Genomic DNA, 14,684 nt, shown 5'->3' with positions numbered 1-14,684 from the left:
GCTTGTGCGTTTCGGCTTCAGGGTTTTTTACGGATTACAGTCATGGCCAAAGAATACAGCCGCACCCAGCGGATCGGTGACCAGATGCAGCGCGAGCTCGCGCAGCTGATCCAGCGCGAGATCAAGGATCCGCGTCTGGGCCTGGTGACCCTGACCGGCATCGACGTCAGCCGCGACCTGGCCCACGCCAAGGTGTTTTTCACCGTGATGGGGCAGGACGACAACGCCGAGAAGATCGCCCTCAACCAGGAGATCCTCAAGGATGCCGCCGGTTACCTGCGCATGCTGCTCGGTCGCGCGATCAAGCTGCGTACCATCCCGCAGCTGCATTTCCTCTACGACGAGAGCGTGCGCCGCGGCGCCCAGCTGTCGGCGCTGATCGAGCGCGCGGTGGCCGAGGACCGTCGTCACCAGGACACGGACAAGGAGTAAGGCGTGGCCCAGGTCAAACGCATCCGCCGCGCAGTCAGCGGTATCCTGATCCTCGACAAGCCGCGCGGCTTCAGCTCCAACGCCGCCCTGCAGAAGGTGCGCTGGCTGCTCAACGCCGAGAAGGCCGGCCACACCGGTAGCCTCGACCCGCTGGCCACCGGGGTGCTGCCGCTGTGCTTCGGCGAGGCGACCAAGTTCTCCCAGTACCTGCTGGACGCCGAGAAGGGCTACGCCACGGTCATGCACCTCGGCGTCACCACCACCACCGGCGATGCCGAGGGCGAGGTGCTCGAGCGCCGCGAGGTGAACTTCGACCGCGAACAGCTGGAGGCCCTGCTGCCGCGTTTCCGCGGTGCCATCCAGCAGGTGCCGCCGATGTACTCGGCGCTGAAGAAGGATGGTCAGCCGCTGTACAAGCTGGCGCGCGCCGGCGAGGTGGTGGAGCGCGAGGCGCGTTCTGTTACTATTGACCGGCTCGAGCTGACCCGCTTCGCGCCGCCGTTCGCCGATCTGGAAGTCAGCTGCAGCAAGGGCACCTACATCCGCACCCTGGTCGAGGATCTCGGCCAGGCGCTGGGCTGCGGGGCACATGTCGCCGAGCTGCGCCGCACCCAGGCCGGTCCGTTCAGCCTGGCGCAGGCGATCAGCCTCGACGAGCTGATCGCCGCCCACGAGCAGGGTGGCGCCGAGGCACTGGATCGCTTCCTCCTCCCGGTGGACTGCGGTCTGGAGCACTGGCCGGCAGTGCAGCTGTCGGAGCACAGCGCCTACTACTGGCTGCACGGGCAGCCGGTGCGGGCTCCCGAAGCGCCGAAGTTCGGCATGCTGCGGGTACGCGATCACCAAGGTCGCTTCATCGGTATCGGTGAGGCGACCGACGACGGGCGCATTGCGCCGCGTCGACTGATTCGGTCCTGAGGACCGGACGAGGGTGGCTGTCAGCAGGCACGGTCACTCCTCCACTCATGAAAACGGGGTACTTCCCCGGCCTGTTACCTCAGAGGAAAGTCCATCATGGCACTGAGCGTCCAAGAGAAAGCCCAGATCGTTAACGAGTATCAGCAAGCTGCTGGCGATACCGGTTCCCCGGAAGTGCAGGTTGCCCTGCTGACCGCCAACATCAACAAGCTGCAGGATCACTTCAAGGCCAACGCCAAGGACCACCACAGCCGTCGTGGTCTGATCCGCATGGTCAACCAGCGCCGCAAGCTGCTGGACTACCTGAAGGGTAAGGACACCACTCGTTACAGCGCCCTGATCGCGCGCCTGGGCCTGCGTCGCTAAGACGTGGCTCGCCGAAGCCGGGAGCTGGCGGTTCGGAGCGACAGGTGGGCCTTGGCCCGCCTCCGCCCCGGGGCGCCAGCTCCCGGTTTTCCCAGGGCATCCACGAAAGGCCGTGGCAGTCGCCTTTCGTAGATGACTTGCCGAGCGCGCCAGCGGGCGCGACTCCAGAGCTCCAGCGATTTCCCCAAGGCAACACAGAGAAGGAAAACACCGTGAATCCGGTTATCAAGCAGTTCCAGTTCGGTCAGACGACCTTCACCCTCGAGACCGGGCGCATCGCCCGGCAGGCCAGCGGCGCGGTGCTGGTCAGCACCGACGATGTCAGCGTGCTGGTCACCGTGGTCGGCGCCAAGCAGGCCGATCCGGGCAAGGGCTTCTTCCCGCTGTCCGTGCACTACCAGGAAAAGACCTACGCCGCCGGCCGCATCCCGGGTGGCTTCTTCAAGCGTGAAGGCCGTCCGAGCGAGAAGGAAACCCTGACCTCGCGCCTGATCGACCGCCCGATCCGCCCGCTGTTCCCCGAAGGCTTCATGAACGAAGTGCAGGTCGTCTGCACCGTCGTGTCGACCAACAAGAAGTCCGATCCGGACATCGCCGCGATGATCGGCACCTCCGCCGCCCTGGCCGTCTCCGGCATCCCGTTCGACGGTCCGATCGGCGCCGCCCGCGTCGGCTACCATGACGAACTGGGCTACATCCTCAACCCGAGCTACGAGCAGCTGCAGAGCTCGCGCCTGGACATGGTGGTGGCCGGTACCGAAGACGCCGTGCTGATGGTCGAGTCGGAAGCCGAAGAGCTGACCGAAGACCAGATGCTGGGCGCCGTGCTGTTCGCCCACGAGGAATTCCAGAACGCCATCCGCGCCATCAAGGAATTCGCCGCCGAAGCCGGCAAGCCGCGCTGGGACTGGCAGGCTCCGCAGGCCAACACCGTGCTGATCGACGCCATCAAGGCCGAGTTCGGCGAGGCGATCTCCAACGCCTACACCATCACCGTCAAGCAGCAGCGCTACGCCGCCCTCGACGCCCTGCGCGAGCAGGTGATCGCCAAGTTCGCCGGTGACGGCGAAGGCCAGTTCCCGGCCGGCGAAGTCAAGGAAGTGTTCGGCCTGCTCGAATACCGCACCGTGCGCGAGAACATCGTCAACGGCAAGCCGCGCATCGACGGCCGCGATACCCGCACCGTGCGCCCGCTGGCCATCGAGGTCGGCGTGCTGGGCAAGACCCACGGCTCCGCGCTGTTCACCCGTGGCGAGACCCAGGCCCTGGTGGTCGCCACCCTCGGCACCGCCCGTGACGCCCAGCTGCTGGACACCCTGGAAGGCGAGCGCAAGGACGCCTTCATGCTGCACTACAACTTCCCGCCGTTCTCGGTCGGCGAGTGCGGCCGCATGGGCAGCCCGGGTCGTCGCGAAATCGGCCACGGCCGTCTGGCACGTCGCGGCGTCGCCGCCATGCTGCCGAGCCAGGCCGACTTCCCCTACACCATCCGCGTGGTGTCGGAAATCACCGAATCCAACGGCTCCAGCTCGATGGCTTCCGTGTGCGGCGCTTCCCTGGCGCTGATGGACGCCGGTGTGCCGGTCAAGGCGCCGGTGGCCGGTATCGCCATGGGTCTGGTCAAGGAGGGCGACAAGTTCGCCGTGCTGACCGACATCCTCGGTGACGAAGACCACCTCGGCGACATGGACTTCAAGGTGGCCGGTACCGACAAGGGCGTCACCGCCCTGCAGATGGACATCAAGATCCAGGGCATCACCGAAGAGATCATGGAGATCGCGCTGAACCAGGCTCTGGAAGCGCGTCTGAACATCCTCGGCCAGATGAACCAGGTGATCGCCAAGCCGCGCGCCGAGCTGTCGGAAAACGCGCCGACCATGATCCAGATGAAGATCGACTCGGACAAGATCCGCGACGTGATCGGCAAGGGTGGCGCCACCATCCGCGGCATCTGCGAAGAGACCAAGGCCTCGATCGACATCGAGGACGACGGCAGCGTGAAGATCTACGGCGAGACCAAGGAAGCCGCCGAGGCTGCCCGTCAGCGCGTGCTGGGCATCACCGCCGAGGCCGAGATCGGCAAGATCTACGTCGGCAAAGTCGAGCGCATCGTCGACTTCGGCGCCTTCGTCAACATCCTGCCGGGCAAGGACGGTCTGGTGCACATCTCGCAGATCAGCGACAAGCGCATCGAGAAGGTCACCGACGTGCTCAAGGAAGGCGAGGAAGTGAAGGTGCTGGTGCTGGACGTGGACAACCGCGGTCGCATCAAGCTGTCGATCAAGGACGTGGCGGCTGCCGAAGCCTCCGGCGTCTGATCGAGCTGAGCGCATGACAGAAAAGGCCCTTCGGGGCCTTTTCTGTTTTCCGGGATCGGCGAGGGCGAGGCTCAGTAGCGGCGCTGGCTGCGGATCTCGGTGAGGCGGTTGCCCTCGAAGCGCAGGAAGTAGTACATGCCGCTGCGCGGTCCGTAGATCCACTCGTCGATGCGGACCTCCTCGTAGTTGCCCCAGTCGTCGCCGCGCTGGCGGTAGCCGATGATGCTGCGGCTGGCCGGCTCGCCGCACTTCTCCTGGACCTCGAGGGCGTGATCGCCGGTGCTGATCAGGGCGCTGCCACAGCGCAGGGTGGCGGCTCCGGCCGGAACGGCGAGCAGCAGCAGGGTCAGGGGCAGGAAGGCTTTCACTGGAATCATCCCGATGGTGGCTGGGGGGCATTCTGCGGGCCGAGGCGGCCGCTGTCGATTGGACCGCGCAGTCGCATGCTCATTCGCTGTCCAGATGCAGAGGCACGACGATGCGGCCGCCGGTGCCGGCGCCCTCGACGCTACCGACATCCAGCAGGTAGATGCGCTCGTCGGCCAGGCCGCCCTGCTCGACCAGCCAGGCCTTGATCGCGCGGGCGCGGTCCTGGGCCAGCTGGCGCTGCAGCAGCGCGCTCTGCGCCCAGGAGTCGAGCACGGCCTGGCGCAGGCGGACGGCGCGCTCGGGCTTCTTCAGCTCGCGCCATTCGGCCGGCGGCTGCTGGCCGAGGCGGGCGCGGTAGATGCCCTCGAGCAGGATCGCCTGCATGTCTTCCGGCACCTGGAGCTGGCTGGCCTCGGCCGGCACCTTGTCGCCGCGCCGCTGCAGCATGCGGTACCAGGTCTCCTGGTATTCGCGGGTCAGGCGCTGTTCGGCCAGCGGCGGGCCGTCGAGCGCGGCCACGCTCATGCCCTCGACCTCCAGGCGCAGGGCCGGGCGCTGTCCCAGCGCCTTGGCCAGCTTGCCGAGGCTGGCGCGGGCCTGCTCGTCCAGTTCGCTGGAGCCGGCGGCGAAGGGCACGCTGTCGAGCGGCTCCTCGCCGCCGTCGAGCAGGCCGGCGATCAGCTTGAACGGTGCCTGCACCGCGCGCAGCATCAGGTTGCGCAGAGTCTGCCAGACGATCGGCACCACGCTGAACTCGGGATTGTTGAGGTCGCCCTGCACCGGCAGGGCGATGGCGATGTTGCCGTCGGTGTCCTTGAGCAGCGCCACCGCCAGGCGCACCGGCAGGTCGGTGGCGCTGGGGCTGTCGACCCGCTCGCCGAGCTGCAGGTCCTCCAGCAGTACCTTGTTGTCGGCGTTCAACTGGCCCTTGGTGATCCGGTAGTGCAGGTCGAGATTGAGACGGCCCTTGCGGATCTTGTAGCCGGCGAACTTGCCGGCGTAGGGCGTCAGGGTGGTCAGCTCGACGCGCTGGAAGCGGGTGGCGATGTCCAGCTGCTCCAGCGGTGCGAAGGGCGTCAGCTGACCCTTGATGCTCACCGGCGCGTAGCGGTCGACCTTGCCGCGGATGTCCACGCTGGCCGGCTTGCGCGACTGGTTGTCCAGGGTGCCGATGCGCCCGTTGAGTTGCTGGATGGCGGTGGCGAAGTTGGGGGTGAGCGAGAAGTCGGCGAAGTTGGCCGAGCCGTCGGCGATGTCGATGCCGCCCACCACCAGGTGCAGCGGCGGCTCCGGGCGGGTCGGTGCCGCCTTGGGCGGCTGCGGGATCAGCAGCTCCTTGACGTTGGTGCTGAGATCCTCGTTGATGATGAAGCGCGCGTAGGGCTGCTGCAGGCGCACGCGGTCGATGCGCAGCTGCTCGCCGTGGCGGTAGTCGAGGCCGTCGAGGTCGAGGGTCTGCCACCTGACGAAGTCGCGCCCCTTGAGGGTGTCCAGGGTGTGCAGCTGGCTGACCCTGGCCTTGCCGGCGAGGCGCAACGCCAGCGGCGCGGCGTTCTGCAGGTCGACCGCCAGTTCGGCGCCGAGCAGGCCGCTGCGCAGCTCCAGGTGGATGAACGGGCTGAGGTAGGCCTGCGCCAGGCGCAGGTCGAGGTCGCTCGCCTGCACCTTGAGCTGGCTGGCGAGCGGCCTGAGGCGCACCTGGCCGCTGGCCGCCAGCTGGCCATGGGCGCCGATGCCGCTGGCCAGCCTGAGGGTGAAGGGCTGCTCGCCAGTGCTGGTGGCATCCTGCAGGTCGAGATCCAGCGGGCCGATGTCCAGCGCCACGGCGGGGCTGGGCACGCGGTCCGCGAGGTGGGCGCGCCAGTCGCGCAGCTGGATGTCCCTGAGCTGCACCTGCCAGGGGCCGGCCGATGGCGCCGAGGCGTCCGTGCCGGCAGTCTGTTCCGTGGCCGTGGCCGGCGCGGCAGGCGTTGCACTGGCGTTGGCCGCTTCGCCGGCCGCGACCGGCTGCTCCGCCGTGCCGACGGGGCGCTCGCTGCTGCCGGCGGCCGCGGCGTGGCGCTGGAGCTGCGCCAGCTGCTGCTCGACCAGCGTCTGCCAGTCGAGGCGGCCATCCGCTTCGCGCGCGGCCCAGGCCTCCAGGCCCTGGCTGCGCAGCTGGCCGATCACCAGCTGGCGGGCGCCCAGGTCCAGGCTGGCATTGCCGGCTTCCAGGCTGGCCAGCCTGAGCAGCGGCTGCTCGCCCGGACGGTGCAGCTGCAGCGCCGCCAGGTGCGCCTGGCCGTCGCTCAGGATCAGCTGCGGTCCCGGGCTCAGACGCAGCTGGGCGCTGGCGAGGTCGAGGCGTTCGGCATCGAGCAGGGGCTGGCCATCGGCCTGCTGCAGGCGCAGGCCGCTGAGCTGCAGCTGGCTGTTGTCCAGCTGCAGATGCAGGCCCTCGCGCAGCTCGAGGCGGAAGTCGCTGGCCACGCTGGCCTGCCCTTGGGTCAGCTCCAGCGGCAGCGCGCGGCGCACGTAGGGCCACCAGGTGGTCAGGCCGATCTCGGCCACCTGCAGCCGCCCTTCGGCGCGCACGGGCTGCAGGCCCAGGCGGCCCTGCAGGTCGAGGTTGGCGCCGCTCGAGCCGCTGGCCTTGAGGCTGAACTCGCCGTTGTCCTCCGCGCGGGTGCCGATGTGGCGCAGTTCGAGGTCGAGGGCCTCGTAGCGCAGTTCGACCGGCGGCTGCGGGCGCTCGTCGAGCAGATGCAGGCTGCCGCCGCTCAGGGCCAGGCGGTCGACCAGCAGCGGGAAGGGCTCGCCGGCCGGCTTTTCTTCCGCGGCGCCCTTCGCCGGCAACCTGAACAGGCGCAGCAGGTTGAACGGCCGGTCGGCGGCGAACAGCAGCTCGACGTGCGGCCGCTCCAGCAGCAGTTCGCGCAGGTGCAGGGCGCCCTGCCACAGGCTGTCGACCTGCAGGTCGGCGTACAGGCGGGCGAAGGCCAGCTGTTCCGCCCCGGCCTCGCCCACACGCAGGCCGTGCAGGGTCAGCTCGAGGCTGAACGGGTTGAGCTCGATGCGCTCGAGGCGGGCCGGCACGGTGGCGTACTCGGCCAGCTTCTGGTTGGCCAGCTTGAGGCCGGCCCAGGGCAGCACGAGGAAGCCGAGCAGGGCGTACAGCAGGGGGGCGAGAACCAGCGCGGCGAGACCGCGTTTCAATCCTTTGGACATGGCCGGGCGCTTCTATCGGGCGTGAGCTGCCTTGGAGTATGGCATGCCCGGCCGGTTCCGATCCTTGCCGGCGCCGGCAGTTTGCCGCGGCAGGCCGGCGCCCGGCACGGTTCAGAGATGGAGGATCAGGGTCTTCAGCGGCGGGCGGCCGTCGAAGGAGGGGAAGTCGGCGGCCGGCGCCAGCACCTCGACCTCGCGCACCGGGCGGCCGTTCTTCGCCGCGCAGCGCAGCACCTGCTCGCGCCAGTCGTCCAGCTCGACCCTGGCGAGGTTGTTGCAGCACACCAGGGTGCCGCCCGCGGCGGTGGCCAGCAGCGCCGGCTTGAGCAGGCTCTGGTAGTCGCGCAGCAGGTCGACGGTGCCGAAGGCGCTGCGCGCCCAGGCCGGCGGATCGAGGAACACCAGGTCGAACTGCTCGGCGGCCAGGCGCGGGTAGCTCGGCAGGCGCTGGCCGCGGCGGTGCGCCACCGGCAGGCCGGCCAGCTGGCGGATCGCCGGGAAGTAGTCGGACTGGATGAAGTGCATTTCCGGCAGGGCCGGATTGAGCGCGCCATTCTCGCGGCCGACCGCCAGGTTGCCCTCGGCGAAGTCGAGGTTGACCACGCGGCGTGCGCCGCCGGCCGCGGCGCACAGGCCGACGCCGCAGGTGTAGGCGAACAGGTTGAGCACCGACCTGCCGGCGCTGTGGCGCCTGACCCAGCCGCGGGCGTTGCGCAGGTCGAGGAACAGCAGCGGGTCCTGTCCCGGGTGGCGGGCGCGCACCCGGTAGTTCAGCCCCCACTCGTGGCCGACCAGGTCGGCCAGCGCCTCGGGGGTAGGCTGGCAGACCGGATCCGTGCGGTCGATGCGCGAGTTGGGCTGCGAGCGGTCGTTGTACACCGCCAGCAGTTCGCTGCCGAGAAAGGCCTGGCAGGCGGCGAACAGCTCGAGCAGGGCATCGCGCTCGAGCGGCTGGTGGAAGCTCTGCACCAGCAGCTGCGGGCCGTAGCGGTCGACGGTCAGGCCCGGCGCGCCCTCCTGGCTGCCGTGGAACAGGCGGTAGCAGTCGGTGCCCTGGCCGTGCAGTTCGGCGATCAGGGCCTGACGGCGCTCGAAGGCGGCGCGCAGCGCCTGGTTCAAGGCGGACATGGCGCGTCTCCTCGGGGATGGGGAGCGGCAGTTTACCAGCGCCCGCGCGGGCTGCCGCCGCTTTTCCACGCGCCGGCGCGACGCTCAGCGGTGGATGCGCTGCTCGATCAGGTTGTCCACCACGGTCGGGTCGGCCAGGGTCGACAGGTCGCCGAGGTTGTCCAGCTCGTTGCCGGCGATCTTGCGCAGGATGCGCCGCAGGATCTTGCCCGAGCGGGTCTTCGGCAGACCCGGCGCCCACTGGATCAGATCCGGGCGGGCGAAGTGGCCGACCTCGCGGGCGACCAGCTCGGCGAGTTCCTGGCGCAGGCCCTCGCTGGGCTGGCTGTCCGTCATCAGGGTGACGAAGGCGTAGATGCCCTGGCCCTTGAGGTCGTGCGGGTAGCCGACCACCGCGGCCTCGGCCACCGCGTCGTGCAGCACCAGCGCGCTCTCCACCTCGGCGCTGCCCAGGCGGTGGCCGGAGACGTTGAGCACGTCGTCGACCCGCCCGGTGATCCACCAGTCGCCGTCCTCGTCGCGGCGCGCGCCGTCGCCGGTGAAGTAGTAGCCGGGGTAGTGCCTGAAGTAGGTGTCGAGCAGGCGCTGGTGGTCGCCGAAGACCGTGCGGATCTGGCTCGGCCAGCTGGCCTTGAGCGCCAGCAGCCCCGCTCCGGGACCTTCGATCTCGCGGCCCTGCTCGTCGAGCAGCACCGGCTGCACGCCGAAGAACGGCCGGGTCGCCGAACCGGGCTTGAGGGTGGTGGCGCCGGGCAGCGGGGCGATCATGATGGCGCCGGTCTCGGTCTGCCACCAGGTGTCGACGATCGGGCAGCGGCTGTCGCCGACCACGTGGTAGTACCACTCCCAGGCCTCCGGGTTGATCGGCTCGCCCACCGAGCCGAGCAGGCGCAGGCTCGCGCGCGAGGTCCGGCGCACCGGTGCCTCGCCCTCGCGCATCAGCGCGCGCAGGGCGGTGGGCGCGGTGTAGAAGATGTTGACCTTGTGCCTGTCGACGATCTGCCAGGGCCGCGCGGCATCCGGGTAGGCGGGCACGCCCTCGTACAGCAGGGTGATCGCGCCATTGGCCAGCGGCCCGTACACCCCGTAGCTGTGCCCGGTGACCCAGCCGACGTCGGCGGTGCACCAGAACACCTCGCCGTCGCGGTAGTCGAACACGTACCTGTGGGTCATGGCCGCGGCCAGCAGGTAGCCGCCGGTGCAGTGCAGCACGCCCTTGGGCTTGCCGGTCGAGCCCGAGGTGTAGAGGATGAACAGCGGGTCCTCGGCGTCCATCGGCTCGGCCGGGCAGTCGCCGTCGACCTGGCCGAGCAGCTCGTGGTACCAGTGGTCGCGCCCGGCCAGCCAGTCGATGCCGGCGTGGCGGTGGGCGACCACGATCACGCCGGTCACGTTCGGGCAGTCCCGCAGGGCGTGGTCGACGTTGGCCTTCAGCGGGATGCGCTTGCCGCCGCGCACGCCCTCGTCGGCGGTGATCACCAGCCGGCAGTCGGCGTCCTGGATGCGGTCGCGCAGGGCGTCGGGGGCGAAGCCGCCGAAAACCACCGAGTGCACCGCGCCGATCCGCGCGCAGGCGAGCATGGCGCAGGCCGCCGCCGGGATCATCGGCAGGTAGATGCACACCCGGTCGCCCTTCCTCACCCCCAGCAGCTTCAGCGCATTGGCCAGCCGGCAGACCTGCTCATGCAGCTCGCGGTAGCTGAGGTGGCGGGACTGTCCCGGTTCGTCGCCTTCCCAGATGATCGCGGTCTGCTCGCCGCGGCTGGCCAGGTGGCGGTCCAGGCAGTTGTAGGCGGCGTTGAGCTGGCCGCCGCGGAACCAGCTGGCCTGGCCGCGGGCGAAGTCGCCGTGGTGCACGCTGCGCCAGGGCCTGAACCAGTCGAGGAACTGGCGGGCCTGCTCGCTCCAGAACTGCTCGGGGTGGTCGATGGACTGCCGGTACAGGCGCCGGTAGTCCTCGGCGTGCAGCCAGGCATGGCGGTAGGCGGCGGCATCGACCGGGTGGGGGCGGATGTCGAACATGGCGCAGCTCCTGGAAGGCTGTCCGCGATGTCCTTCAGCGTGGACCCGGATGGGGAGCGTCGCAAGGGCGGCCCGCCGCACGGGCGGCCGCCCCGGGCTCAGCCGCGGTGGCGGGAGCGGAAGTGGTCGATCAGGCCCTGGGTCGAGCCGTCCTCGGCGGGGCTGGAGTCCTCGCCGGTGAGGCGGGCGTAGAGGGTCTTGCCCAGCTCCTTGCCCAGCTCGACGCCCCACTGGTCGAAGGCGTTGATGCCCCAGATCACGCTCTGGGCGAACACCTTGTGCTCGTAGAGGGCGATCAGCGCGCCGAGACGCTGCGGGCTGATCCGCTCGAGGACGATGGTGTTGCTCGGCCGGTTGCCGGGGATCACCTTGTGCGGCGCCAGGCGCTGCACCTCGCTCTCGGCCAGGCCGGCGGCGCGCAGCTCGGCCTCGGCCTCGGCGAGGGTCTTGCCGCACATCAGCGCCTGGCTCTGCGACAGGCAGTTGGCGAACAGCCACTGGTGGTGGTCGGCCAGCGGATGGTAGCTGGTCACCGGCACGATGAAGTCGGCCGGGATCATCAGGGTGCCCTGGTGCAGCAGCTGGTGGTAGGCGTGCTGGCCGTTGCAGCCGACCCCGCCCCAGATCACCGGGCCGGTGCCGCAGCTCACCGGGCTGCCGTCCTGGCGCACGCGCTTGCCGTTGGACTCCATGTCCAGCTGCTGCAGGTGCTGGTTGAAATTGCGCAGGTTGTGGTCGTAGGGCAGGATCGCGTGGCTCTGCGCGCCCCAGAAGTCGCCGTACCAGACGCCGAGCAGGGCCAGCAGCACCGGCATGTTGGCTTCGAAGGGCGCGGTGAGGAAGTGGCGGTCCATCTTGTAGGCGCCGGCCAGCAGTTCCTTGAAGTTGCCCATGCCGATGGCCAGGGCGATCGGCAGGCCGATCGCCGACCACAGCGAGTAGCGCCCGCCCACCCAGTCCCACATCGGGAAGATGTTCTCTTCGGCGATGCCGAACTCGACCGCCGCCTTGCGGTTGCTGGACACGGCGATGAAGTGGCGGTGCAGGTCGGCCTCGCCGGCGCCCTGGGCGAGCACCCAGCGCCGCGCGGCCTGGGCGTTCTTCAGCGTCTCCAGGGTGCCGAAGGACTTCGAGGAGACGATGAACAGGGTGGTTTCCGCGCGCAGCCTGGCGGTCACCTCGTGGAACTCGCTGCCGTCGACGTTGGCCAGGTAGTGGCAGCGCACGCCGCGCTGGGCGAACGGCAGCAGGGCCTCGGAGACCAGCTGCGGGCCGAGGAAGGAGCCGCCAATGCCGATGTTGACCACGTCGGTGATCGGCTTCTCGGTCCAGCCGCGCCACAGGCCGTTGTGGATGCGCTGCACCAGCTCGGTCATCTGCCCGAGCACCTGATGCACCCCCGGCATCACGTCGACGCCATCGACCAGCACCTTGTCGCCCACCGGGCGGCGCAGGGCGGTGTGCAGCGCCGGGCGGTTCTCCGAGGCGTTCACCGCGGCGCCGTCGAACAGCGCCGCGATGGCCGGGCGCAGCTTCATCTGTTCGGCCAGCGCCAGCAACTGCGCCAGGCTGCCCTCGTCGATCAGGTTCTTCGAGTAGTCGAGGAACAGGCCGGCCTGGCTCAGCGAGTAGCGCTGGAAGCGCTGCGGATCGGCGGCGAAGGCCTGGCGCAGGCTGAAGTCGTGCATGCGCTCGCGCTGCGCGCGCAGGGCCTGCCAGGCGGGCTGTTGGGTGGCATCCAGCGGCTTGAGGTAGTGTTCCATCGACTGACTCGGGTTTCGTTCGGCTAGGGGCGAATGCAACAAGCCCGGAGCGGGTCCGGGCTTGTCGGGACTGCACGGCAGGCGGTCAGGCCACCTGCACGGGGATCGCGTGGCTGGTGTGGCTGAGCTCGTTGCCCGGGTTGAAGTACAGCATGTACGGCTTGTGCTGGCTCAGCTCGGCCTCGCTGTACTGGGCGTAGGTGCAGATGATCAGGCGGTGGCCGACGCCGGCCTTGTGGGCGGCGGCGCCGTTGACCGAGATCACCTTGGAGCCGTCCTCGGCGCGGATCGCGTAGGTGGTGAAGCGCTCGCCGTTGTCGACGTTGTAGATCTGGATCTGCTCGTATTCGCGGATGCCGGCCAGGTCCAGCCATTCGCCGTCGATGGCGCAGGAGCCTTCGTAGTCCAGGACGGCGTGGGTCACCTGGACACGGTGCAGCTTGGCTTTGAGCATGATGGAGTGCATGGCGGGTTCCTCGTCAGGCCGTGGCGTCGAGATCCACGAGCAGGTTGTCGATCAGCCGGGTGGTGCCCAGGCGGGCGGCGGCCAGAATCACCAGCTGGCGGTCGGCGGAGGTGGCCGGGCGCAGGGTGAGCGGATTGCGGATTTCCAGGTAGTCCGGAACGAAGCCGGCATTCTGCAGCTGGGCGCCGGCCTCGGCCAGCAGGGCGGCGTGGTCGGTCTGCCCGCCACGCAGGGCCGCGGCCAGCTCGCTGAGGGTACGGTACAGCTGCGGCGCCACGGCGCGCTGCTCGTCGTCGAGATAACCGTTGCGCGATGACAGCGCCAGGCCGTCGGCGCCGCGCACGGTCGGCTCGCCGAAGATCTGGATCGGCAGGTTGAGGTCGCGCACCAGCTTGCGGATCACCGCCAGCTGCTGGAAGTCCTTCTCGCCGAAGATCGCCAGGTCGGGCTGGACCATGTGGAACAGCTTGGTCACCACCGTGGCCACGCCGTCGAAGTGGCCGGGCCGGCTGGCGCCGCACAGGCCCTCGCTGACGCCCGGCACGCTGACGATGGTCTGCCCGCTCATGCCGTCGGGGTACATCTCCTCGGCGGTCGGCGCGAACAGCAGGTTGCAGCCGGCCTCGAGCAGCTTCTCCTGGTCGGCGGCGAGGGTGCGCGGGTATTTGTCGAGGTCCTCGCCGGCGCCGAACTGCAGCGGGTTGACGAAGATGCTGGCGACCACGAAGTCGGCGCGCTGGGCGGCCTTGGTCACCAGCGCGGCGTGGCCGGCGTGCAGGTTGCCCATGGTCGGCACCAGGCCGATGCGCTTGCCTTCGCTGCGCGCGCGCGCGACGGCGGCGCGCAGTTCGCGGACGGTCTTGACGGTGATCATGCGGAGAAACCGTGTTCGGGGGCGGGGAACTGGCCGCTCTTGACGGCCTGGGTGTAGGCGGTCAGGGCGTCCTGGATGCTGGCCTGGCCGGCCATGAAGTTGCGCACGAACTTGGCCGGGCGCGGATTGAGGCCGAGCATGTCGTGGATGACCAGTACCTGGCCGTCGGTGTCGACGCCGGCGCCGATGCCGATCACCGGGATGTTCGCCGCGCGGCTGATCTCGGCGGCCAGCGCGCTGGGCACGCATTCGAGCAGCAGCATGGCGGCGCCGGCCTGCTCGAGGGCCCGGGCGGCCTCGCGCATCTCGCGGGCGCGAGCCTCGTCGCGGCCCTGCACCTTGTAGCCGCCGAACACGTTGACCGACTGCGGGGTGAGGCCCAGGTGCACGCAGGCCGGAATACCGTTCTCGGCCAGGCGCTGCACGGTCTCGCACAGCCAGGCGCCGCCTTCCAGCTTGACCATGTGCGCGCCGGCGCGCATCAGCGCCGCGCTGCTCTCCAGCGCCTGCTCGAGGGTGGCGTAGCTCATGAACGGCAGGTCGCTGAGGATCAGCGCCCCCCGGTTGCCGCGCTTGACGCAGGCAGTGTGGTAGGCCATGTCGGCGACGCTGACCGGCAGGGTACTGTCGTGACCCTGCAGGACGTTGCCGAGCGAGTCGCCGACCAGCAGCACCTCGACCCCGGCGGCGCAGGCGGCGGTGGCGAAGGTGGCGTCGTAGCTGGTCAGCATGACGATCTTCTCGCCGTTCTGCTTGAGCGTACGCAGAGTGGTGAGGGTGACATCAGCCATCAAGAAATCCTCGTGGTGCACCGCAAAAGG

General features: G+C 69.5%; 12 protein-coding genes. 4 read left to right on the top strand and 8 right to left on the bottom strand.

Annotation, left to right across the window (positions count from 1 at the left end; genetic code table 11):
* Nucleotides 1-42: 42 nt before the first annotated feature.
* The 4 genes from rbfA (at nt 43) to pnp (ending at nt 4,034) form a co-directional block, all read left to right on the top strand.
* Entirely contained in the window at nt 43-432 is a 390-nt protein-coding gene (gene rbfA / locus RA210_RS16160) for a 30S ribosome-binding factor RbfA (RefSeq protein WP_136489966.1), read from the top strand.
* A gap of 3 nt (nt 433-435) precedes the next feature.
* Nucleotides 436-1,350: a tRNA pseudouridine(55) synthase TruB gene (gene truB, locus RA210_RS16155; protein WP_136489967.1), complete on the top strand. Its 915-nt coding sequence runs from the start codon at nt 436-438 to the stop codon at nt 1,348-1,350.
* Between the two features lie 96 nt (nt 1,351-1,446).
* A complete protein-coding gene (gene rpsO, locus RA210_RS16150) occupies nt 1,447-1,716 on the top strand; it encodes a 30S ribosomal protein S15 (protein WP_136489968.1) in 270 nt (89 codons plus the stop codon).
* A gap of 212 nt (nt 1,717-1,928) precedes the next feature.
* The gene (gene pnp, locus RA210_RS16145) at nt 1,929-4,034 is read left to right on the top strand and encodes a polyribonucleotide nucleotidyltransferase (protein WP_201487287.1); all 2,106 of its coding nucleotides are present in this window, start codon (nt 1,929-1,931) and stop codon (nt 4,032-4,034) included.
* Between the two features lie 71 nt (nt 4,035-4,105).
* On the opposite strand, the gene RA210_RS16140 is transcribed toward pnp, so the two are convergent.
* From RA210_RS16140 to panB, 8 genes are all read right to left on the bottom strand, one after another.
* Nucleotides 4,106-4,411, bottom strand: a complete 306-nt coding sequence (locus tag RA210_RS16140) for a DUF2845 domain-containing protein (protein ID WP_136489970.1) — start codon at nt 4,409-4,411, stop codon at nt 4,106-4,108.
* A 70-nt stretch (nt 4,412-4,481) separates the two neighbouring features.
* A complete protein-coding gene (locus RA210_RS16135) occupies nt 4,482-7,610 on the bottom strand; it encodes a DUF748 domain-containing protein (protein WP_201487286.1) in 3,129 nt (1,042 codons plus the stop codon).
* A gap of 111 nt (nt 7,611-7,721) precedes the next feature.
* Nucleotides 7,722-8,738, bottom strand: a complete 1,017-nt coding sequence (locus tag RA210_RS16130; protein ID WP_201487285.1) for a class I SAM-dependent rRNA methyltransferase — start codon at nt 8,736-8,738, stop codon at nt 7,722-7,724.
* A gap of 84 nt (nt 8,739-8,822) precedes the next feature.
* On the bottom strand, nt 8,823-10,760 hold the full coding sequence (gene acs, locus RA210_RS16125; RefSeq protein WP_201487284.1) for an acetate--CoA ligase: 1,938 nt from the start codon (nt 10,758-10,760) through the stop codon (nt 8,823-8,825).
* A gap of 98 nt (nt 10,761-10,858) precedes the next feature.
* Nucleotides 10,859-12,523 carry a glucose-6-phosphate isomerase gene (gene pgi, locus RA210_RS16120; protein ID WP_201487283.1) on the bottom strand — a complete coding sequence of 555 codons (1,665 nt, stop codon included), beginning with the start codon at nt 12,521-12,523 and terminating at the stop codon, nt 10,859-10,861.
* Between the two features lie 85 nt (nt 12,524-12,608).
* Complete coding sequence (gene panD, locus RA210_RS16115) at nt 12,609-12,989, bottom strand: aspartate 1-decarboxylase (RefSeq protein ID WP_136489975.1); 381 nt, start codon at nt 12,987-12,989, stop codon at nt 12,609-12,611.
* Between the two features lie 13 nt (nt 12,990-13,002).
* Entirely contained in the window at nt 13,003-13,863 is an 861-nt protein-coding gene (panC, locus tag RA210_RS16110; RefSeq protein ID WP_136489976.1) for a pantoate--beta-alanine ligase, read from the bottom strand.
* Entirely contained in the window at nt 13,860-14,654 is a 795-nt protein-coding gene (panB, locus tag RA210_RS16105) for a 3-methyl-2-oxobutanoate hydroxymethyltransferase (protein WP_136489977.1), read from the bottom strand. The genes panC and panB overlap by 4 nt, the downstream gene beginning before the upstream one ends.
* Nucleotides 14,655-14,684: the final 30 nt, after the last annotated feature.

The organism is Pseudomonas sp. OF001 (assembly GCF_904426495.1).
Classification (GTDB): Bacteria; Pseudomonadota; Gammaproteobacteria; order Pseudomonadales; family Pseudomonadaceae; genus Geopseudomonas.
The sequence above is the reverse complement of the archived record's forward strand: the minus strand, read 5'-3'. Positions and strand labels throughout refer to the sequence as shown.